Annotated in this window: 22 protein-coding genes; 10 read left to right on the top strand and 12 right to left on the bottom strand. The window is 64.6% G+C overall.

Features of this window, described 5'->3' with window-relative positions; all coding sequences use genetic code 11:
• Window positions 1-6: 6 nt before the first annotated feature.
• From RFM41_RS07870 to RFM41_RS07910, 9 genes are all read right to left on the bottom strand, one after another.
• Window positions 7-831 carry an ATP-binding cassette domain-containing protein gene (locus RFM41_RS07870; RefSeq protein ID WP_320247738.1) on the bottom strand — a complete coding sequence of 275 codons (825 nt, stop codon included), beginning with the start codon at window positions 829-831 and terminating at the stop codon, window positions 7-9.
• A complete protein-coding gene (locus RFM41_RS07875; RefSeq protein WP_320247736.1) occupies window positions 828-1,742 on the bottom strand; it encodes an alpha-D-ribose 1-methylphosphonate 5-phosphate C-P-lyase PhnJ in 915 nt (304 codons plus the stop codon). Before RFM41_RS07875 ends, RFM41_RS07870 begins: the two co-directional genes overlap by 4 nt.
• A complete protein-coding gene (locus tag RFM41_RS07880) occupies window positions 1,739-2,818 on the bottom strand; it encodes a carbon-phosphorus lyase complex subunit PhnI (protein ID WP_320247734.1) in 1,080 nt (359 codons plus the stop codon). Before RFM41_RS07880 ends, RFM41_RS07875 begins: the two co-directional genes overlap by 4 nt.
• Complete coding sequence (phnH, locus tag RFM41_RS07885; protein ID WP_320247732.1) at window positions 2,818-3,363, bottom strand: phosphonate C-P lyase system protein PhnH; 546 nt, start codon at window positions 3,361-3,363, stop codon at window positions 2,818-2,820. The genes RFM41_RS07880 and phnH overlap by 1 nt, the downstream gene beginning before the upstream one ends.
• Window positions 3,363-3,815: a phosphonate C-P lyase system protein PhnG gene (locus RFM41_RS07890; RefSeq protein ID WP_320247730.1), complete on the bottom strand. Its 453-nt coding sequence runs from the start codon at window positions 3,813-3,815 to the stop codon at window positions 3,363-3,365. Before RFM41_RS07890 ends, phnH begins: the two co-directional genes overlap by 1 nt.
• Window positions 3,816-3,919: 104 nt before the next feature.
• A complete protein-coding gene (locus RFM41_RS07895) occupies window positions 3,920-4,732 on the bottom strand; it encodes a PfkB family carbohydrate kinase (RefSeq protein ID WP_320247728.1) in 813 nt (270 codons plus the stop codon).
• A 6-nt stretch (window positions 4,733-4,738) separates the two neighbouring features.
• Entirely contained in the window at window positions 4,739-5,590 is an 852-nt protein-coding gene (locus tag RFM41_RS07900) for a carbohydrate ABC transporter permease (RefSeq protein ID WP_320247726.1), read from the bottom strand.
• Entirely contained in the window at window positions 5,587-6,486 is a 900-nt protein-coding gene (locus tag RFM41_RS07905; RefSeq protein WP_320247724.1) for a carbohydrate ABC transporter permease, read from the bottom strand. The genes RFM41_RS07900 and RFM41_RS07905 overlap by 4 nt, the downstream gene beginning before the upstream one ends.
• Complete coding sequence (locus RFM41_RS07910) at window positions 6,483-7,733, bottom strand: extracellular solute-binding protein (RefSeq protein WP_320247722.1); 1,251 nt, start codon at window positions 7,731-7,733, stop codon at window positions 6,483-6,485. Before RFM41_RS07910 ends, RFM41_RS07905 begins: the two co-directional genes overlap by 4 nt.
• 256 nt (window positions 7,734-7,989) lie before the next feature.
• Here RFM41_RS07910 and phnF point away from each other — a divergent pair, with 256 nt between their 5' ends.
• The 3 genes from phnF (at window position 7,990) to RFM41_RS07925 (ending at window position 10,565) form a co-directional block, all read left to right on the top strand.
• Entirely contained in the window at window positions 7,990-8,754 is a 765-nt protein-coding gene (gene phnF, locus RFM41_RS07915; RefSeq protein WP_320247720.1) for a phosphonate metabolism transcriptional regulator PhnF, read from the top strand.
• 123 nt (window positions 8,755-8,877) lie between these two features.
• Window positions 8,878-10,110, top strand: a complete 1,233-nt coding sequence (gene rlmN / locus RFM41_RS07920) for a dual-specificity RNA methyltransferase RlmN (RefSeq protein ID WP_320247718.1) — start codon at window positions 8,878-8,880, stop codon at window positions 10,108-10,110.
• A complete protein-coding gene (locus RFM41_RS07925; protein WP_320247717.1) occupies window positions 10,107-10,565 on the top strand; it encodes a hypothetical protein in 459 nt (152 codons plus the stop codon). The genes rlmN and RFM41_RS07925 overlap by 4 nt, the downstream gene beginning before the upstream one ends.
• A 3-nt stretch (window positions 10,566-10,568) precedes the next feature.
• Here the strand turns inward: RFM41_RS07925 and RFM41_RS07930 are convergent, their stop codons facing one another.
• The gene (locus RFM41_RS07930) at window positions 10,569-11,210 is read right to left on the bottom strand and encodes a LysE family translocator (protein ID WP_320247716.1); all 642 of its coding nucleotides are present in this window, start codon (window positions 11,208-11,210) and stop codon (window positions 10,569-10,571) included.
• A gap of 192 nt (window positions 11,211-11,402) precedes the next feature.
• Between RFM41_RS07930 and RFM41_RS07935 the strand changes: the two genes are divergently transcribed.
• On the top strand, window positions 11,403-12,623 hold the full coding sequence (locus tag RFM41_RS07935; RefSeq protein WP_320247715.1) for an argininosuccinate synthase: 1,221 nt from the start codon (window positions 11,403-11,405) through the stop codon (window positions 12,621-12,623).
• A gap of 258 nt (window positions 12,624-12,881) precedes the next feature.
• On the opposite strand, the gene RFM41_RS07940 is transcribed toward RFM41_RS07935, so the two are convergent.
• The gene (locus RFM41_RS07940) at window positions 12,882-13,685 is read right to left on the bottom strand and encodes a lytic murein transglycosylase (protein ID WP_320247714.1); all 804 of its coding nucleotides are present in this window, start codon (window positions 13,683-13,685) and stop codon (window positions 12,882-12,884) included.
• A gap of 154 nt (window positions 13,686-13,839) precedes the next feature.
• Between RFM41_RS07940 and RFM41_RS07945 the strand changes: the two genes are divergently transcribed.
• The 6 genes from RFM41_RS07945 to rpsP all read left to right on the top strand — a co-directional run bounded on the left by RFM41_RS07945 (window position 13,840) and on the right by rpsP (window position 18,630).
• Window positions 13,840-14,064 carry a hypothetical protein gene (locus RFM41_RS07945; protein ID WP_320247712.1) on the top strand — a complete coding sequence of 75 codons (225 nt, stop codon included), beginning with the start codon at window positions 13,840-13,842 and terminating at the stop codon, window positions 14,062-14,064.
• An 86-nt stretch (window positions 14,065-14,150) separates the two neighbouring features.
• On the top strand, window positions 14,151-14,756 hold the full coding sequence (locus RFM41_RS07950) for a DUF1236 domain-containing protein (RefSeq protein WP_320247710.1): 606 nt from the start codon (window positions 14,151-14,153) through the stop codon (window positions 14,754-14,756).
• A gap of 148 nt (window positions 14,757-14,904) precedes the next feature.
• Complete coding sequence (locus RFM41_RS07955; protein ID WP_320247708.1) at window positions 14,905-15,855, top strand: CPBP family intramembrane glutamic endopeptidase; 951 nt, start codon at window positions 14,905-14,907, stop codon at window positions 15,853-15,855.
• Window positions 15,856-16,197: 342 nt separating this feature from the next.
• On the top strand, window positions 16,198-17,790 hold the full coding sequence (ffh, locus tag RFM41_RS07960; protein ID WP_320247706.1) for a signal recognition particle protein: 1,593 nt from the start codon (window positions 16,198-16,200) through the stop codon (window positions 17,788-17,790).
• 7 nt (window positions 17,791-17,797) lie between these two features.
• Window positions 17,798-18,124, top strand: coding sequence for a chorismate mutase (locus tag RFM41_RS07965; protein ID WP_320247704.1), 327 nt, complete (start codon window positions 17,798-17,800; stop codon window positions 18,122-18,124).
• Between the two features lie 110 nt (window positions 18,125-18,234).
• Window positions 18,235-18,630, top strand: a complete 396-nt coding sequence (gene rpsP / locus RFM41_RS07970) for a 30S ribosomal protein S16 (protein WP_320247703.1) — start codon at window positions 18,235-18,237, stop codon at window positions 18,628-18,630.
• Window positions 18,631-18,698: 68 nt separating this feature from the next.
• On the opposite strand, the gene RFM41_RS07975 is transcribed toward rpsP, so the two are convergent.
• Window positions 18,699-18,962 carry a YMGG-like glycine zipper-containing protein gene (locus RFM41_RS07975; protein ID WP_320247702.1) on the bottom strand — a complete coding sequence of 88 codons (264 nt, stop codon included), beginning with the start codon at window positions 18,960-18,962 and terminating at the stop codon, window positions 18,699-18,701.
• Between the last annotated feature and the right edge of the window lie 27 nt (window positions 18,963-18,989).

Below are 18,989 nucleotides of genomic sequence, written 5' to 3' on the forward strand. Positions count from 1 at the left end.
AGGCCCTCACAGCTTTGCGTGGACGAGTTGCTGCGTATAGGGGTGTTGCGGATCCTGGAAGACCTGGTCCGTCAGCCCCTGCTCCACCACCAGCCCGCCGCGCATCACCATGACACGGTCGGCCAACGTCCTGATGACACCGAGGTCGTGGGAGACCAGCACCATCGTGATGCGGCGATCCCGCTGCAGCCGTTTCAGCGTATCGAGCACCAGCGCCTGGACGCTGACGTCGAGACTGGTCGTCGGTTCGTCGAGCAGGAGCAATGCCGGCTCGAGCGCAATCGCCTTGGCAAGCTGCACGCGCTGCTGCATGCCGCCCGACAGCTGCATCGGCAAGGCATCCATACGCTCGACCGGGAATTCCGAGGCCTGCAGCGCGTCCTGCGCCTTCTCGCGCAGGGTGGCGAAGTTGCGTGTCCCGGCGATCAGCAGGCGCTCGGCGATGTTGCCGCTGCTGGTATGGTCCATCAGCAGCCCCAGATGCGGATTCTGGTAGACGATGCCTATACGCAGCGCCCGCAGCATCCGCCGCTGGAAACGGTCGAGCGCGAACAGGTCGGTATCGTCCTGATCGGGCAGGGCGAGCCGGTACTCTCCTTTCTCGGGCGTGTCCTCGAGATTCATCAGCCGCAGCAGGGTCGATTTGCCGGAGCCGGATTCGCCGACGATGCCCAGAACTTCGCCGGGATAGACCGTGACATCGACGCCTCCGAGCGCCCGAACCGCACCGTATCTCTTTTCAATTCCGCGCATGGTGAGCAGCGGCGGCGTCCGCATCAGCAGCGGCGGTTGCCTGGGGATCGCGCCCGGTGCCGCAAATGCCGTGCTCATGGGGCCATCCTCCCGTCGCGATACCAGGTGTCGCCGATGGTCACCGCCGCGCCCTCTTCCTTCCTGATGTGCTTGACGCCGAAATGGCTGTCGGAAAGTTCATGACGCGACGTGCCGTCGTCCTGCGGCAGCTCATTCATGAAGAAGCCGGAAACGCCGCTGCGGTCGCATCTGAGATGGCCATGCTCCTCGACGCGGTAGGCGATGTCGTCGAAAACCAGCGGTTCGACGCGCGTGTGCGGCGGAACGGCATAGATGCGCTTTTCGCGCCCGGCTGAAAGCAGTGTCAAATGCGCGGCCATGTGCAATTTGCGGACATCCCAGCGCGGGATCGGCGACGGGCTCATGACATGCCGGCCGTTGACCAGACTTGGATAGCTTGCGCCCTGCATGATCCGGCCGGAGCGGACGATCTGCTCGTAGAGCTTGAGCCAGATCGGCCCGTAGTCGGCGTCGCCATGCATCTCGCGGGCCACTGAAATGTCCGGATTGACCGAACGCAGCGGCTCCGGATTGGGCACCTGCAGGATGAGGATCTGGTCGGGCCGCAGCTTCTCCTCTGGAATGCGGTGGCGCGACTGGATGATCGTCGCCGCCAGCGTGTCCTCGGTGGTGCCGGCGGAGCTGACCCGCTGGATGAACTTGCGGATGCTCGAGGCATTGACGCTGTCGTCGGCGCCTTGGTCGATGACCTTGACGACCGACTGCGGCTTGACCAGCGTCAAGGTCGATTGCAGGCCGCCGGTGCCCCAGCCGCGGGCGATCGGCACCTCGCGGCTGGCATAGGGCACCTGATAGCCGGGAATGGCGATGGCCTTCAGCGTGCGGCGCCGGATCTCGCGCTTGGCGGAGGCGTCGAGAAAGCCATAGGAGAAGGCGGCCCACGGCTTGGCCAGATGCTTGAGGGTCATTCGGCGGGTTCCTTAGCCGGCTGTTTTATTTTCGCCGTCTGCCCGGCCTGCTTCTTGGCTTTCGCGTCGCGCAGCGCGTCGAGCGACGACTGGAAGGTGACATAGTGCGGCAGCTTGAAGTGGATGCAGAAGCCGGAGCTCTCCACCGGCTCGGTATGGTAGAGAACGAACTCCTCGTTCGAGGCGGGATGTGGCTTCGGCAGGCGCGAGGCCAGGTCCAACGAGGCGCCGGCGATGGTCTTGACCTCGTTCCAGCCGAATGTGGCGCAGAAGCCGAGCTCGAGGCCGCCGCTCTTGGAGATTATTTCCGCTTGGCTGACGCGGACCCGGCCGGCGCTGAAGACCGTGCCGCGCGGATGGCGCATGCGCACCGGCGCATGCGCCAGGCGCAATTCATTGACGGTCGGATGCACCGCGCCATAGCCGCGCATCGTCGCGTAGCCCAGCGCCAGCATGCCGCCGGTGTCGGCCCGCGCCAGGCTTTGCAGCTTGTGGGCGCGGCTCGCGGGAAAGAGCAGCGGCTCGCGGGTGAGATCGGGAATGTCGTTGGGCGCGGTGACGTCGGGCGCCGGATCGGCGATCAGCCCCTGCGCCTTCTGCCAGTCGGTCAGCGACGGCTGCCGAGCGGGCGCGGCGGTCTCAGTGACCGCGACTGGTTCCGGAACGGCCGCGTCGCCGCCGAGCACATCGAGCTTCAGCATGCGGTGGGAATAGTCGAGTGTCGGCCCGAGGATCTGGCCGCCTGGGATGTCCTTGAAGGCGGCCGAGATACGCCGGACGGTGAACAGGTCGCCTTGATGAAGCGGGTCGGCGACCGCAAGCCGCGGCTGCGTCGTGCGATAAGCGCGCAGCAGCAGCACGGCTTCGTAGAGATCGCCGCCGGACTGCGCCAGCGCCAGCGCCGCCAGATCGGGCTCGTAGAGCGATGCCTCGCCCATGACCCGGTCGACCAGATAAGGCATGCTGTCGCGGATCGCCGTCACCCGGCCCGCGTCGATCGTGCCCAGGTCCTCGCGGTAGAGCCGCTCGGATTGCTCGATGGCATGTTCGCCGCCGCGTGTCGCCACATAGGCCATCACAGCACCTCCACTCTGGTCGAGCGCGGCACGCCGATGACCCGGTCGCCATCGACGAGAAAGAGGTCGAAGCCGAGCGGATAGCGAACAAGCCGCTCGCGCAGCGGCCAGAAGCAACGGTCGACGCCCCCGATAGAAATGTCGCCGACGCCGTCGATGCCGGGACCGGAAAGCCTCAGGCGTACGCCTTCGTTGAAAATGCCCGCGGCTATCAGCGTGGCGGAATCGTCGGGATAGAGCAGGTTTCCGCGCTTGAGGCGCTCCAGCGCCTCGATCTCGCGGGGGGCGGCGAGCGCGGCGAAGACATAGTCGGCCTGGCCCAGCGGTGCGGGCCTGGCACCGGTCCGCGCCAGCGGTTCCGTCAAGGGCTCCTGTGTCGTATGGAAGCTGCATTCACGGTCGATCAGGCTGGCGACCACCGCGGCGAAGCCGGGTGTCGGCAGCGTGTGGATCGTGCCGGGGCGGGCAAGCGCCCCCATCAGCGCGTCGAAACCGGCATTGGCGAAGATCTCATCCTGATCCGGAAGCATGGCGGCAAGGCTCATCAGAAGGTCTCCATCTTGACGCGGGTGGCTTCGACCTTGCGCAGCAGGGCGGTGTCCTCTTCCGCCTGCCGCGCCGCCTGGGCGGAAAGGAAATCCCCGATCCGCGCCGCCTGGATGCCGGCGGCAAGTGCCGCATCGACAATGGCCATGGCCATCGCCTGCTCGAGGTCGCGGCCGGTCACGGCGCCATAGCCGTCGAGACCGTCGTGATCGCCAAGGCGGATATGCGCCTCCGCCACCAGAACTTCGCCGAGATGGAAGGCTGTGTTCAGCACCGTATCGATGAAAGGCAGCATCACCAGTCCGGTGCGGCTTGAGACGACTTCGATCGAGCCGATCTCAGGCAGCAACAGTTCGGCAAGATGCTTCAACGCGCCCACGTCGCTGCGCGCCAGCGTATCCAGCACGAAGGCATGTGACGCGATCCCCTGATCTCGCGCTTCGCGGGTCATGATCACCTCCAAACATTCGAATGTCTTCTAGATGATCCGAATGATGATTGCCATTTGATTTTTATGACATTTTTTTGAAGGTCCGGCTCTGCGCGGGACCAGCGTCAGGCGGTGCCGGCGCGCTCGCACAGCCATTCGGCCGTGCGCAGGCTTGCCTGTTCGGCGGCATCATCGAGGCTCAGCCGGCGCAGCAGGCCGTGCAGGAAAATCCCGGCGAAGCAATCGCCGGCGCCGATCGTGTCCGGCACGCAAACCTGTTTCAACGGCCTGACGTGACGAGGCTTGCCGCCGTCATAAAGCAAGATCGGACGCACGCCATCGGTCAGGACCAGCGTCGTCAGGCGCGGCCCGGCGACCGCCGCGGCCCTGTCCCAGACGCGATGGATGTCTTGCCCCGGAAAATCGGCGTGCGATCCAATCACGATGTCGGCCGGACGCGGCGATGCGCTGCGCAGCGGAAACTGCGACACCACGAGCGGGATCGTCTCCAGGGAGTCGGCGACCTCGTCGCCGAGCATAAGCGCGTTGAGATAGGCGGCGTCGCCGCTGACCGGCCCCTGTGCCGAAAACCGCGGCTTGATCTGCTCGCCGCTGTTCAGGATGGTGCGCTCGCCATTCGGCTCGAGCAGGATATCGGTGAACCGGGTTTCACCGTCCAGCATGCCGACGCCGCCGACATCGATGCCGCCCGCCATCAACGCCGCCAGCGCCGCCCGACCATGATCGTCATCCGCCAGGTTGCTGATCAGCCGCACGTCGTTGCCGAGCCTGGCGAGCTCGATGCCGGTGCGGAAACCGCCGCCGCCGAGCCTGACGGTTCGGCTGGAATAGGTGATGCGCGCGCCCGACGCGAGCGGCGCCGTAAGTGACCAGACGCGGTCGTGGTTGACGTGGCCGATAACGACGACTTTGCCCATATGCTGCTACTTTTCGTCCAGTCCTGGCGCCAGCGCATCGACGATGAAGCGCTGCGCGAGAAGAAACAAGGCCAGGACGGGCGCCACGGACAGCAGGCTCGTTGCCATCAGCGGACCCCACAGCACCTCGGCGCCGTCGAGATCGGCGAAGGCGGCGATGCCCGTGGTCAGCGTCTTTCGGAAACTGTCCTCCAGCACCAGCTGGCCCCAGAGGTAGATGTTCCAGGCCCCCATGAAGGAAATCACCGAAAGCGCCGCGATCGCCGGGATGACATTCGGCACCGCGATCTCCCAGAATTGCCGCCAGAGGCCTGCGCCGTCCATCCGCGCGGCTTCGAACATCGAGCCCTGCAGCGAGCGGAAGGCCTGGCGGAAATAGAAGACGTAGAAGCCGATATAGGGAACGGAGGGGACGATCATCGCGCCATAGGTGTCGAAGGCCTGCACTTTGACGACCGCGATGTAGGTCGGGATGATGGCGAGCACGGTCGGAAACGACATCGTCGCCACCACCAGCCAGAACAGGAATTTTCGTCCGGGAAATTCCAGGCGGCCGAAGGCGTAGCCGGCGGGCAGCGCCAGCACCAGCTTGCCGAGCGTGATCAGGGTCGAGGTCAGGATAGAGTTCCACAGCCACATCCAGATCGGATGGCGGCTGGCTGCGATGGTGAAGTTCGAGAGCGTCGGCTGCTCCGGCCAGAGCCGGATCGCCTTGGCGGCGATCAGCTCGTTCGGCGTGAAGGCGGACGTCACCATCCAGACGAGCGGAAACACCGTCGCGACGCTCAGGCACAGAAGGACGACGTGAATGATCGCGCGCTCAAGGGACAGATGCGCCGGCAGGGATTGCGCGCTCATCCGTAATGGACCCGCTTTTCCCCGATGCGGAACTGCATCCAGGTAACCGACAGCACCACCACGATGATGATCATGGCGACAGCGCTGGCCTGTCCGAACTGGAAGAACTGCATGCCTTGTTGCCACAGGAAATAGAGGATGCTGCTGCTGCGTCCCGCCGGCCCGCCATGCGTCAGGACGTCGATGACGCCGACGATGTCGTCAAGGATATGGAACAGCGTGGTGACCGAGATGAAGAAGGCGGTGGGCGTGATCATCGGCAGTTCGATGGTCCAGAAATATTGCCAGCGGCTGGCGCCGTCGAGCCGGGAGGCCTCCCGCAGGCCGTGCGGAACATTGGCGAGCGCCGCCAGCCACAAAAGCATGTTCAGGCCGAATGTCTTCCAGAACGTGATCAGCGCTACGCATGGCAGCGCCAGGTCCGGATCCGTGTGCCAGCGCAGCCGCGCGAGGCCGAGCGATGTGAGGACCTCGTTGAAAAGGCCGTTGACCGGGTTGAGCAGCCACGACCAGGCGACGCCGGCGACCGAAAAGGCGAGGATGGTCGGCAGGAAAAGCATGCCGCGATAGACCGCGTCCATGCGCGACCCGCGCACGGAATGGATCATCAGCGCCAGGATCAGCGGCAGGATGATCTGCGCCGGGATCAGGATCGCGCAGTAAAGCAGCGTGTTCCATGCCGACAGCTGGAAATCGGCGCTGGCGAACATGGCGACGTAATTGGCGGTGCCGACGAAACGGATGTCCGACGACAAAAGATTCCAGTCGAGGACCGACAAGGCGGCCGAGCCGACGATCGGGCCATAGAGAAAGACGACGACCGCCAGGACCGCCGGCCCCACGAACAGGTAGGGAGCCAGCAGCCTGTGCAGCGATCGGTATTGCAGTGCGCTCATCCGGCGGCGATGAGGGCAGCAAGCTCGTCGTTCGCGCCCTTCATGCCGTCGGCGACGGAAGTTTCCTTCAGGAGCATGCGCGAAACCCATTTGCGCCAGATGGTCTGGCCCTCCAGGCCGCGCTTGCCCGGCCAGATGGTTTCGGCCGTGAGGCCGTCGGCGAGCTGGCCGGCGGCGGGCTTCATGAAGTCGTTGATCAGCGGGATGTCGTGCACCGAGGTGTTGAGATAGCCCACGCTCGACCAGATCGCCTGACCTTCCTTGGAAGCGCAGAATTCGAGGAAGGCGAGCGAGGCGTCGGCCTGCTCCTGGTTGTGCGTGTAGACGGCAAGGAAATTGCCGCCGCTGTTCATCTTGCGGGCATGGCCGGGCAGGCCGGGGAACTTCGTGGTGATGGCCTTTGCGGCGCCGAACGGGAACGTCGTGGCGCGGGTCGAGCTGGTGGTGCAGATCGCCAGCGCGCCGGATTCGAAGGCCGCGTCCTGCTCCTTGGCGCTGACGGGCAGCCACAGGCCATCATAGGCCGGCGCGCAATAGCGCTCCATGCCGGCGATGGCTTCCGGACTGTTGAGCGCCAGTTTTCCGTCCGGGTCGACGATGAAGCCGCCGGCATTCTGGATGAAGGACTGGCTCGTCCACTCGTTGTTGGACAGCGCCAGCGCCGAACGATAGGTCGCGTGCTTGTCTTTCAGCTTGCTGTCGAGCTGCCGGGCCGAATTGTAAAGCCAGTCGGCATCCGGGGTTTCCGGCAGGGCCGGATCGAGCCCGGCCTGCTGCCAGAGTTCGCTGTTGATGAAGGTTATCGGGGTCGACATCGCCCAGGGAAGGCCGATCAGGGCGCCATCGATGGTCACCAGCGGCAGGACCGAGGGATTGAAATTGGCCGCGATCGCATCCGCCTTGGCGGAATTGATCTCGCGCAGGTCGCGGGCGCCAAGCGTGCGCCTGGCGAAATAGCCGAACTTCCAGCCGGTGATCATCATAGCCGGCGGGCGGCCCGCCGCTATGCTGGCGACCGCCTTGGCGGTGGCGGCCTCATAGTCGCCGTCGAAGCGGTTGACGACCGTGACGCCCAGCTTCTTGTCGTTGAAGGCATCGACAACCTTCTGGAACGGCTTGTCGGCGCCCCATGTGCTCGAGATCTCGATCCTCGCATCGGCGGAAAACGCTGGCGCCACGCGCGCAAGACCGGCCCCTGCCAAGGCGGTCGCGCCTGCCATGAATTGACGTCGGCTTATCTGGTTCATATCAAATCGCCTTATTCATCCGAATGTTTCAATTTCATTCGGATGAATTCGTAACGCGACTTGATGACAGGCATGTGTAGGGGGAACCCGTCCGTGCCGATTCCGCCACGATCGTAAGCGCGGGGGATATCCCTTGTGTGACACGGGGTCGGATGCGCGCTGGCGTTGCCAAGACCCGCTGCGTCCAATAATTGTCATTCGAATGACATTGACTGAAGGCAGCGAATGAATGCGCCGCCGCTCAGGAAGGAACACGATGCAAAACAAGATGTTGCATGGCCAATGGCAGCATGTCGAAGAGGAACTGGCCGCCGAAATTGCCGCCGGTCGTTTCGGCGACGACATGCAACTGCCGAGAGAGGCAGAGCTGATGGAGCGTTTCGGGGTTGGCCGTCACAGCATCCGGCGGGCGATGGCGCAGCTTCAGAACCGCGGCCTGGTTCAGGTCGAGCAGGGAAAAGGTACTTTCGTGCGCGGCCCGCGGCTGGATTACCGCCTGTCGGAGCGGACGCGCTTTTCGCAGAATCTGCTCGAACAGGGCCGCGAGCCGCTGGGTCAGGCAATCAAGGAAGAAGAGATCGCGGCGCCCCGGCGGGTCAGCGAGGCGCTCAGGCTGCCGCCCGGCGAACCCGTCTATCACATCGTCCGGCTTGGTCTTGCCGACGGGGAGCCGATCGACTTTTCCAACGCCTACTATCCAGTGCGCCGCTTCCCCGGCTTCGACAAGGCCAGGCGCAACGGCCGCAATGTCAGCATCATCCTCGCCGAATACGGCGTCACCGACTACATCCGCTTGCGCACCGATATCATCGTACGGCTGCCGACCAGGGAAGAGGCGCGGCGGCTGGCGCAATCCGAGACGCAGCCCATCGTGCTGACGAAAAAAGTGGACGTGGACATGAAGGGCACGCCGATCGCCTATTCCGAAACGGCCTGGGCCAGCGAGCGCGTGCAATTCTCGATCGACAACACGAACCAGCTCCTGAATGTGCTGGCGCAGGCTGCGAACGCCAAGGACTGACCTTTGCGATAGCCTGAAAGCGCCGCCGGGCGCATGACTCCGGCCTCAAGCTGTGCTATGCGCCGCGCTTCCTTCTCCGGCAGATGCTGAAATCAGCCGCAAATCGCTTATATTGGCGCAACCATGACCATTTCGATCGACCTCAACGCCGAAGGCGCCCGTGACGCCTTGCGCCGCGCAACACCGACCGAGAAGCCGTCGCTGATCGGCCTGACTCGCGCCGAGCTCGGCGAAGCGCTTGTCGGCGCCGGCATCGTGCCGGAGCGCCAGGCCAAGATGCGCGCCCAGCAGCTCTGGCACTGGATGTATGTGCGCGGCGTCTCCGACTTCGCGCATATGTTCAACATTTCCAAGGACCTGCGCGCCGAGCTCGACAAGCACTTCACCGTCGCGCGCCCCGAGATCGTCGAGGAACAGATCTCGTCCGACGGCACGCGCAAATGGCTGTTTCGCTTCCCGCCGCGCGGCGCCGGTCGTCCCGTCGAGATCGAGACCGTCTACATCCCCGAGGAAGGCCGCGGCACGCTCTGCATCTCCTCGCAGGTCGGCTGCACACTGACCTGCTCCTTCTGCCACACCGGCACACAGAAGCTGGTGCGCAACCTGACGACGGAAGAGATCCTGGCGCAGCTCTTGACCGCGCGCGACCGGCTCGGAGACTTCCCCGACCGCGACACGCCGGACGGCGCCATCGTGCCGGCCGAGGGCAGAAAAGTTTCCAACATCGTCATGATGGGCATGGGCGAGCCGCTCTATAATTTCGAGGCGGTGAAGAAGGCATTGCTGATCGCGTCGGATGGCGACGGGCTTTCCCTGTCGAAGCGCCGCATCACGCTCTCCACCTCCGGCGTCGTGCCGGAGATCGCCCGCACCGGCGAGGAGATCGGCGTCATGCTGGCGATCTCGCTGCACGCCACCAATGACGATTTGCGCGACCTTTTGGTGCCGATCAACAAGAAGTTCCCGCTGAAGGACCTGATTGCCGCCTGCAAGGCCTATCCCGGCCTCTCCAACGCCAAGCGCATCACCTTCGAATATGTGATGCTGAAGGACGTCAACGATTCCCTCGACGACGCCAAGGCGCTGGTCAAGCTGCTCAAGGGCATTCCGGCCAAGATCAACCTGATCCCGTTCAACCCCTGGCCCGGCACCAACTACCAGTGCTCGGACTGGGAGACGATCGAGAAGTTTGCCGACTATATAAACAACGCCGGCTACGCCTCGCCGATCCGCACGCCCCGCGGCCGCGACATCCTCGCCGCCTGCGGCCAGCTGAAGTCGGAGTCCGAACGCATGCGCAAGGTCGACCGCCTGGCGTTGGAAGCCATGATGATCGCGGGGCACGGCGAGGCGTGAGGCGCCTCATCGCCTACCTCATCCGCTTTGCCGTCATCCTGATCGGCTATATCGTCGCCTCTCTGGCGGCGAGCGCCTTCCTCAACATCCTCGTCCTGGCGCATCTGGGCTACACGCCGGCCAACCCCGAGCCGACGGCCACTGCCTCGCTCTATTTCTCGGTGCCTTTCGTGGCGCTGTTCGTCGCCTATTTCGCCTTCATGCCGGCGGCTGTGGTGATCCTGATTGCCGAAGTGCTCACCCGCCGAGACTGGCTCTTTTATGCAATTGGCGGCGCCGTCATCGCCCTTGCCTTCCTCGGTTTCGTCCACCGCGTCGGCGATCCGAATTTCGATGTCACCGCGACCAACGCCAGATTGGCCGTGATCGGCTCCGGCATGGTCGGCGGCATCTTCTACTGGCTCTCCGCCGGCCGCTGGGCCGGAAGCTGGCGCCGCGAGGCGCTGGAGCCGTGAACGCTACTTCGCCTGTGCCGTCAGGATCCTGAGCGCGAAAGCCGAGAACACGCCGCCGAACAGATAGTCGACCACGCGCGTGATGCGCGGGCTGGCCTTCATCGCCGCCGAGAATTTCTCCGCGGCCAGCACCATCGGCGCCGTCACCGGGATCGACAGCGCGATGAACATCATGCCGAGGAAGAACAGTTTTCCGGACGCATGGGGATCGTGCGCGGAGACGAATTGCGGCAGGAAGGTCATGAAGAACAGGATGATCTTCGGGTTGAGCAGGTTGACGCCAAGCCCGGCCGCCCAGCTGCGGAACAACGAGACTTGCGGTCCCGTCCTCTTCTCCGGCGAGAAGGCCGACCCCTTGGCAATCGCCTGCCAGGCCAGGAACACCAGATAGCCCGCGCCGAAGATCTTCAAGGCGAAGAAGGCCATCGGCGAAGCGACGATCAGCGCCGAGATGCCGACCACCACCAGCGTGGTGTGGATCAGCGTGCCGCAGAGCGCGCCGGCCATCGAGGCGAAGCCGGTGGCGCGGCCCTGGCTCAGCGTGCGCGAGACGAACAGCGTCATATCCGGCCCAGGCGTGATCGCCAGGATGATTGTGGCGATGGCGAACTGGATGAGCGTCGAAGTGTCGGGGATGAAGGACATGGGTCGCCTCTGGGGTCGCCTCGGGTTGGATCGCACTGCCTATAGCGCGGCATTTTTTCCCTCGCCAGCTTCCGCCGGAGTAAACATCTGGCCCAGCCTATGCCATAGCCAGTCGTACCTTCGTCTCTTGCGCCGCCCGGAAGGGCCGTGATACCTCGCCCGCGAAGCTATTTTCGCGCGGAACCGCCCAAAATGTCCAAGATCAAGAACGTCAAGAAAGTCGTGCTCGCCTATTCCGGCGGCCTCGACACATCCATCATCCTGAAGTGGCTGCAGACCGAGCTCGGCGCCGAGGTCGTCACCTTCACCGCCGACCTCGGCCAGGGCGGCGAGCTGGAGCCGGCGCGCCGCAAGGCCGAGATGATGGGCATCAAGGATATCCGCATCGTCGACGTGCGCGAGGAATTCGTCGCCGACTTCGTCTTCCCGATGTTCCGCGCCAACGCCGTCTATGAAGGCACCTATCTGCTCGGCACCTCGATCGCCCGGCCGCTGATCTCCAAGCATCTGGTTGAGATCGCCAAGGAGACGGGCGCCGACGCCATCGCGCATGGCGCCACCGGCAAGGGCAACGACCAGGTTCGCTTCGAATTGTCCGCTTATGCGCTGAACCCGGACATCAAGGTCATCGCGCCCTGGCGCGACTGGTCGTTCAAGTCGCGCACCGACCTTCTCAACTTCGCCGAGCAGCACCAGATCCCGGTGCCGAAGGACAAGCGCGGCGACGCGCCTTTCTCGGTCGACGCCAACCTTTTGCACTCCTCTTCCGAGGGCAAGGTGCTGGAGGATCCGTGGAGCGAGCCGCCGGAATTCGTGCATCAGCGCACCGTCTCGCCGATGGACGCGCCCGATGTCGTCACCGAGATCGAGATCGAATTCCTCAAGGGCGACCCGGTCGCGCTCAACGGCAAGAAGCTGTCGCCGGCCACCATGCTGGCGGCGCTCAACGACCTTGGCCGCGACAACGGCATCGGCCGCCTCGACCTCGTCGAGAACCGTTTTGTCGGCATGAAGTCGCGCGGCGTCTACGAGACCCCCGGCGGCACCATCCTGCTCGCCGCCCACCGCGCGATCGAATCGATCACGCTCGACCGGGGCGCGGCGCACCTCAAGGACGAGTTCATGCCGCGCTATGCCGAGCTCATCTATAACGGCTTCTGGTTTGCGCCCGAGCGCGTCATGCTGCAGGCGATGATCGACAAGAGCCAGGAAGACGTCGAAGGCACGGTGCGGCTGAAGCTCTACAAGGGCAATGTCATCGTCACCGGCCGCAAGTCGAAGAAGACGCTTTATTCCGATGCGCTCGTCACCTTCGAGGACGACCGCGGCGCCTACGACCAGAAGGACGCCGAAGGCTTTATCCGGCTCAATGGATTGAGGCTGAGGACGCTCGCGGCGAGAAACCGCCGCTGAAGCTGCCGATCTCCCCCCTCGCGGGGGAGATGTCGCCGAAGGCGACAGAGAGGGTTGCCGCGCGTGGAGCGCCGGCGTCGTCTCTCAGGCTGCGAAGGCGTTGGCATTCTAAGCGAGGCGACCCCTTCTGGCCTGCCGGCCATCTCCCCCTCAAGGTGGGAGATTCGCGCTTCTTCGCCTTCGCCAACTTCCTGCGCGGCAAACGAAAAACCCGGCCTTTCAGCCGGGTTTGGTCTAATGAAGTCAGCGATTTTTTGATCAGTCCGCGTCGATCGCCTCGGCGATGCGGGCGATGGCCTGCTGGTAGACGCTGGCCGAATTCCAGCCCGCGATCGCGCCCATATTGGCCTCATAGCTCGCGCCGGCTTGCCAGCCATGCCCCTTGAGGAAGTTGGCGGTCGAGGCCAGCGCCGTGTTGCGGTCGCGCAGGTTTCCGCTGCCGACGCCGTATTTCAGCACGTTTCCGGGCAGGAACTGGGTGTGGCCGATCTCGCCATGCATGGCGCCGACGGAGGAGGCGCTCAGCGCGCCGCGATCGACCAGCTTCAGCGCCGCGATGGCATGTGGGGTGAAGTAGTCGGGACGGCGGCAGTCATAGGCGAGCGTCAGGATGGCCGACACCGTGTTCTGGTTGCCCATCGAGGCGCCGAAGCCGGTCTCCATGCCCCAGATGGCGAGCAGCACGCCCGGCGGCACGCCATAGGTCCGCTCGATATTGGCGAACATCGCCGCGTTGGCCTTCTTCAGCGCGCGGCCCCGCGAGATGATGGTGGAAGCGCCGCGGCGCTTCATGAAGGCCTCCACGGAGCCGCTGAACGCCTTGTGGATGGCGCGGTCGGCGGCGATCGTCCTTGTCGCGTAGGTCGCCCCTGCCAGCGCCGAAAGGCCCTTTTGGCCGACGCCATTGGCTTTCGCCTCGGCGGCAAAGTCCTGCTTCCAGGCGTCGAAGCCGGCGCCATTCTTGCCGCAGCTGGGCGCGGCTTGCGCGCCTGTCGCCAGCCCTATCATCGTCGCCACCGCCGCGGCGGCCACGAAAATCCTTCTTTTGGCAAAAAATGCCATGTCGTTCTCCTGGTTGCCTTGAATCACGTCCCGGTTGTGAATTTGCCAGCGAAAGGCCGGGTTGTCACCGCCTCGCGGGGGACGTGGCACCTGACACTGGCGAAAGAAGGGCAATTTGCTGACGATCAGGCGGCAGGTGTGGCGGGCTTGCCGCATGGACGACGCCGATGTCGTGATCCTCGGCGCCGGTTCGGCGGGCTGTAGTGGCAAAGCGGCTCGCGCGGCCGGCTTTTGCCGATTGTTCTCGGTATTGCGGCGTCGCCTGGAAGGCAAGTCGTCATCCAGCTCGCGGCGCGAAATGCCGCTGGGAACCTGGAATAGCCAGGCTTGCTCACGCCCTTTTGACCGGGATGCCGAAAAACCGTGGAACAATTCGTGAGCGGCCGAAAGGCGCTTTAGCCGGAACGCATAAGCTTTGGTTACGTTTCCGAGCCCGAGGGAGCGTTTTGAAAACGGAGTGATACCATGAAACGCGTCTTGTTTCCGGCGCTTGCCGGCGCGCTGCTCGCCATGTCGGGCACGGCCCTGGCCGACACCGCCGTCTCGGCGGTGGCCGATCTCAATGTGCGCGCCGGCCCCGGCCCGCAATATCCCGTTATCGGCGTGCTGGCCGCCGGCCAGTCCGCCACGCTCACTGGTTGCATCGAGAACAGCAAATGGTGCACGATCGCCGAAGCCGGCGGCAATGGCTGGGTCTATTCCGACTATGTGACGGGCGATTTCGGCGGCAGCCGCGTCGTCGTGACCCGCCGCCCGGCCAACGCCGAGATCGCCGTTGTGGCGCCGCCGGCCGATGATGTCTACACAACCGACAGCTACACTGGCTCTATCGTCTCTAATGATGACGCCATCGAGTCGATCGGCAGACCGCCGGCCGAGGTCGGCACCTATGTCACAACGCACCGGGTCGACCCGGTCTATCTCGACGGCGAGGTGGTGACCGGGGCCACGCTGCCCGACACGGTCGAGCTGCGCGAGATCCCCGATTACCGGTATCGCTATGTCTATGTGAACAACCAGCCGGCGCTGGTCGATCCGGGCACGCGGCGCATCGTCTATGTGATGCGCTGATCGGGTTTGATCGCCATGAGAAGAGCGGCCGCCAGCGATGGCGGCCGTTTTTTATGTCTGCACGCGGCAACTCCGCGGGGACGGTAATTGCGTGGTAACTGGCGATCTCCTAGACCCATGTGGCGAAAGCCTTCGGCAGGGGAGCCGCGTGACAACTGAGAATGCCGCCTTCGAGCGCTATCGCCGCTCGCCGAACGAAAAGACCAATTTGCCGCGCCTGTTCTTCGGAACGGCGATCGTCGTCGCCTTCTGGATGGCGATGACGGCCCTGGTGCTCTTTGCCGGCACCTATGCCTACATCGTCTGGCGCCTTCCCGGTCCCTCGACCGGGCAATACATGCAGGATTTCCTGGCATCGCCTGTCGGCATCCTGAGCGCGCTGACCTCCTTTGCCGGCATCTGGATCGGGCTGTGGGTGGCGATGCGCTTCGTGCATGGCGAGCCGCTGTCGGCCCTCTTCGGCGTCACCCGCCGCATTGCGGGCGGCGATTTCCTCAAGGGCCTGGTCGCGGTGCTGATCACCTCGCTGTTTTCCGAGGTCCTGCTCTATTGGCTGCAGCCGGAGGTCGCGCGCGGACCGATCGCGTTGTCGTCCTGGCTGCTCTTCCTCATCCCGATCGTGCTGCTCGCCTTCCTGCAGACCTCGTCGGAGGAAATGCTGTTTCGCGGCTATCTGCTGCGCGGGCTTGCCTGTCGCTTCAGGAGCCCGCTGATTTGGGCATTGCTGCCGGGCCTGCTGTTCACCTCGCTGCACTGGAATTCGACCTCGACCTTGGCCATCAACGCCTGCGTCCTGGTCTCGATCGGCATCTTTGCCCTGTTGCTCACGCTCCTGGTTTATATCACCGGCAATCTCGGAACCGGTCTCGGCGCCCATCTCGGCAACAACCTGACCGGCTTCCTGCTGATCTCGCATCAGGAGGGCTATAATGGCTTCGCCCTGCTCAACGCCAAGCCGCTCGAAGGCCCCGGCTGGACGAACTGGGACGCCGTGCTGATCGCCGCCATCGGCATCGTCAGCACGCTTTTGACGATGCTTTTGCTTTTGCATCGGCGCTCGCCGCTGCGGGTCGGGACAAGCAGCCAAAGCGCGCTTTAAGCCGCCTCAAATCGCGGCGTTTTAGCTGGATTTGAGCATGTTTTTTGACGCATGTCGTTGCCGCAAAACCGCTGCGCACTTTTGCGTGACATGCATAAGCCTTGACTCCACGGCCGATTTCCTGTCTAGACCCCTCGAATTCCGCGACGAGTTTTCTTTCGCGAAAGCCGACCAGGACGCCGAAGCCTCTTTGAGGCAAGAGCTGTAAAGAGATCCTGGAGGCCAACACCCGGCAGCGCGATGCGCCCCCGGGTGCTTTTTGGCTTTGCGCTTTTGCTTGGCGACCCGGCGCGAACGCACTACCTCTCGGGCATCATCCGGTGCCAGGGAAAAGGAAAAAGAATGTTTGAATCACTGCAGGAACGCCTTGGTTCGATCCTGAACGGCCTGACCGGCCGCGGCGCGCTTTCCGAGGCCGATGTCTCGGCGGCTTTGCGCGAGGTGCGCCGCGCGCTGCTCGAAGCCGACGTCGCGCTGGAAGTGGTTCGCTCCTTCACCGACAAGGTGCGCGAGAAGGCGGTCGGCGCCGCGGTGCTGAAGTCGATCAAGCCCGGGCAGATGGTCGTCAAGATCGTCCATGACGAGCTGGTCGACATGCTGGGCGCCGAAGGTGTGGCCATCGACCTCAACGCGCCGGCGCCCGTCGTCGTCATGATGGTCGGCCTGCAGGGCTCGGGCAAGACGACAACCTCGGCCAAGATCGCCAAGCGGCTGACCGAGCGCCAGAACAAGAAGGTCCTGATGGCCTCGCTCGACACGCGGCGTCCCGCCGCGCAGGAGCAGCTGCGTCAGCTCGGCGAGCAGACCAAGGTCGCCACCCTGCCGATCATCGCCGGCCAGAGCCCGGTCGACATCGCCAAGCGCGCCGTGCAGGCGGCAAAACTCGGCGGCCATGACGTCGTCATCCTCGACACCGCAGGCCGCACCCATATCGACGAGCCGCTGATGGTCGAGATGGCCGACATCAAGAAGGTGTCGAGCCCACACGAGATCCTGCTGGTCGCCGACTCGCTGACCGGCCAGGACGCCGTCAACCTGGCGAAAAGCTTTGACGAGCGCGTCGGTATCACCGGCCTCGTGCTCACCCGCATGGACGGCGACGGCCGGGGCGGCGCCGCGCTTTCGATGCGCGCCGTCACCGGCAAGCCGATCAAGCTCATCGGCACCGGCGAGAAGATGGACGGGCTGGAGGAATTCCACCCCAAGCGCATCGCCGACCGCATCCTCGGCATGGGCGACATCGTCAGCCTCGTCGAGAAGGCCGCCGAGACCATCGATGCCGAGCAGGCGGCCGCGATGGCCAAGAAGATGCAGTCGGGCAAGTTCGATCTGAACGACCTTGCCCAGCAGCTTCAGCAGATGTCGAAGATGGGCGGCATGGGCGGCATCATGGGCATGATGCCCGGCATGGGCAAGATGAAGGACCAGCTGGCCGCCGCCGGCCTCGACGACAAGATGTTCGGCCGCCAGCTCGCCATCATCTCCTCGATGACCAAGGCCGAGCGCGCCAACCCCGATATCCTGAAGCACTCGCGCAAGAAGCGCATCGCCGCCGGCTCCGGCACCGACGCGGCCGAGATCAACAAGCTCCTCAAGATGCATCGCGGCATGGCCGACATGATGAAGGCGATGGGCGGCAAGGGCAAAGGCGGCGGCCTGATGCGCGGCATGATGGGCGGCCTTGCCTCCAAGATGGGCCTTGGCGGCATGATGCCGGGCGGCGGCATGCCCGACCTTTCCAAGATGGATCCCAAGCAGCTCGAAGCCCTCCAGAAGCAGGCGCAGGCCGCCGGTCTCGGCAAGGGCATGCCGGGCGGCTTGCCCGGTGGACTTCCCGGCGGCGGCGGACTGCCGGGCCTGCCCGGCGGCATGAAGCTTCCGGGCCTCCCGGGCCTGGGTGGCGGCGGGCTTCCTGGCCTCGGGAAGAAGAAGTGAGGGGGCGATGAACGAGGAGAAAGACATGGCCGATGCACGCGCCATCCTGGCTGGCTACCGCGCTTCGATCGACAACATCGACGCCGCCCTCATCCATATGCTGGCCGAACGCTTCCGCTGCACCAAGGCGGTCGGCGTGCTCAAGGCCGAGCATGGCCTGCCGCCCGCGGACCCGTCGCGCGAGCAGCAGCAGATCGCCCGCCTTCGCCAACTGGCGAAGGATGCGAACCTCGATCCGGATTTCGCGGAGAAGTTCTTGAACTTCGTCGTCCGCGAAGTGATCCGGCATCACGAACAGATCGCCGCCAACAACGGCGCTGCAAAAGCCGGCTGACCCGTGCATGTCGCCCAAAAGTGCTTCGCGGTTTTGGGATAACGACATGCACAAACAAGGACTCAGCCGCAACCACATCAAACGAAATCAGAGCTTTTAGGAGATAAAGAATGGCACTGAAGATCAGACTGGCCCGTGCGGGCTCGAAGAAGCGTCCTTACTACCACGTCGTCGTCGCCGACGCCCGTTCGCCGCGTGACGGCCGTTTCATCGAGGCGCTGGGTTCCTGGAACCCGCTGCTGCCGAAGGACGGCGAGCGCGTCAAGGTCGACGCCGATCGCGTCAAGCACTGGCTCTCGCACGGCGCCCAGCCGACCGACCGCGTGCTGCGCTTCCTCGACGAGGCCGGCCTTGCCAAGCGCGAAGCCCGCTCGAACCCGAACAAGGCCCTGCCCGGCAAGAAGGCGCAGGAGCGCTCGGCCCTGCTGAAGAAGGCGCAGGAAGACGCGGCCGCTGCTGCCGCCGCGGCGACCGCCGCTCCGGCTGAAGCCGCCAGCGCCGAGTAATCACGGCCTACTTTCGCTTACACAAACGGCGGGCAATGCCCGCCGTTTTTTTGGATCAGCCCGACGTCTCAGTAGCCGGACGGGCAGCGCGCCACATAGACACGTCCGTGACGATCGCGATAGCGGCACTGGCCGGCCTCGCTGGCATGACCGATCAAGGCGCCGGCCACCGCGCCCACGGCGCCACCGACAATCGCGCCCTGCGTCGGATTGCCGGCCACCGCGGCGCCGACCGCCGCGCCGCCCAGGCCGCCGATCGCAGCACCCTTTTCCGTTTGCGAGCAGGCGCCCAAGGCCATCGTCAGCACCAGGATGGTAATTGCTTTCTTCATTGCTGTTCCTCTCTCAAGCGCCGTCCT

It is taken from the genome of Mesorhizobium vachelliae (genome assembly GCF_033977325.1).
Lineage (GTDB): Bacteria > Pseudomonadota > Alphaproteobacteria > Rhizobiales > Rhizobiaceae > Mesorhizobium > Mesorhizobium vachelliae.

What these genes read in the sequence shown, in the direction of transcription:
- RFM41_RS07870 (WP_320247738.1), bottom strand. Translation starts at nt 831, where the DNA reads ATGAGCACGGCATTTGCGGCACCGGGCGCGATCCCCAGGCAACCGCCG.
- RFM41_RS07875 (WP_320247736.1), bottom strand. Translation starts at nt 1,742, where the DNA reads ATGACCCTCAAGCATCTGGCCAAGCCGTGGGCCGCCTTCTCCTATGGC.
- RFM41_RS07880 (WP_320247734.1), bottom strand. Translation starts at nt 2,818, where the DNA reads ATGGCCTATGTGGCGACACGCGGCGGCGAACATGCCATCGAGCAATCC.
- phnH (WP_320247732.1), bottom strand. Translation starts at nt 3,363, where the DNA reads ATGAGCCTTGCCGCCATGCTTCCGGATCAGGATGAGATCTTCGCCAAT.
- RFM41_RS07890 (WP_320247730.1), bottom strand. Translation starts at nt 3,815, where the DNA reads ATGACCCGCGAAGCGCGAGATCAGGGGATCGCGTCACATGCCTTCGTG.
- RFM41_RS07895 (WP_320247728.1), bottom strand. Translation starts at nt 4,732, where the DNA reads ATGGGCAAAGTCGTCGTTATCGGCCACGTCAACCACGACCGCGTCTGG.
- RFM41_RS07900 (WP_320247726.1), bottom strand. Translation starts at nt 5,590, where the DNA reads ATGAGCGCGCAATCCCTGCCGGCGCATCTGTCCCTTGAGCGCGCGATC.
- RFM41_RS07905 (WP_320247724.1), bottom strand. Translation starts at nt 6,486, where the DNA reads ATGAGCGCACTGCAATACCGATCGCTGCACAGGCTGCTGGCTCCCTAC.
- RFM41_RS07910 (WP_320247722.1), bottom strand. Translation starts at nt 7,733, where the DNA reads ATGAACCAGATAAGCCGACGTCAATTCATGGCAGGCGCGACCGCCTTG.
- phnF (WP_320247720.1), top strand. Translation starts at nt 7,990, where the DNA reads ATGCAAAACAAGATGTTGCATGGCCAATGGCAGCATGTCGAAGAGGAA.
- rlmN (WP_320247718.1), top strand. Translation starts at nt 8,878, where the DNA reads ATGACCATTTCGATCGACCTCAACGCCGAAGGCGCCCGTGACGCCTTG.
- RFM41_RS07930 (WP_320247716.1), bottom strand. Translation starts at nt 11,210, where the DNA reads ATGTCCTTCATCCCCGACACTTCGACGCTCATCCAGTTCGCCATCGCC.
- RFM41_RS07935 (WP_320247715.1), top strand. Translation starts at nt 11,403, where the DNA reads ATGTCCAAGATCAAGAACGTCAAGAAAGTCGTGCTCGCCTATTCCGGC.
- RFM41_RS07940 (WP_320247714.1), bottom strand. Translation starts at nt 13,685, where the DNA reads ATGGCATTTTTTGCCAAAAGAAGGATTTTCGTGGCCGCCGCGGCGGTG.
- RFM41_RS07945 (WP_320247712.1), top strand. Translation starts at nt 13,840, where the DNA reads ATGGACGACGCCGATGTCGTGATCCTCGGCGCCGGTTCGGCGGGCTGT.
- RFM41_RS07950 (WP_320247710.1), top strand. Translation starts at nt 14,151, where the DNA reads ATGAAACGCGTCTTGTTTCCGGCGCTTGCCGGCGCGCTGCTCGCCATG.
- ffh (WP_320247706.1), top strand. Translation starts at nt 16,198, where the DNA reads ATGTTTGAATCACTGCAGGAACGCCTTGGTTCGATCCTGAACGGCCTG.
- RFM41_RS07965 (WP_320247704.1), top strand. Translation starts at nt 17,798, where the DNA reads ATGAACGAGGAGAAAGACATGGCCGATGCACGCGCCATCCTGGCTGGC.
- rpsP (WP_320247703.1), top strand. Translation starts at nt 18,235, where the DNA reads ATGGCACTGAAGATCAGACTGGCCCGTGCGGGCTCGAAGAAGCGTCCT.
- RFM41_RS07975 (WP_320247702.1), bottom strand. Translation starts at nt 18,962, where the DNA reads ATGAAGAAAGCAATTACCATCCTGGTGCTGACGATGGCCTTGGGCGCC.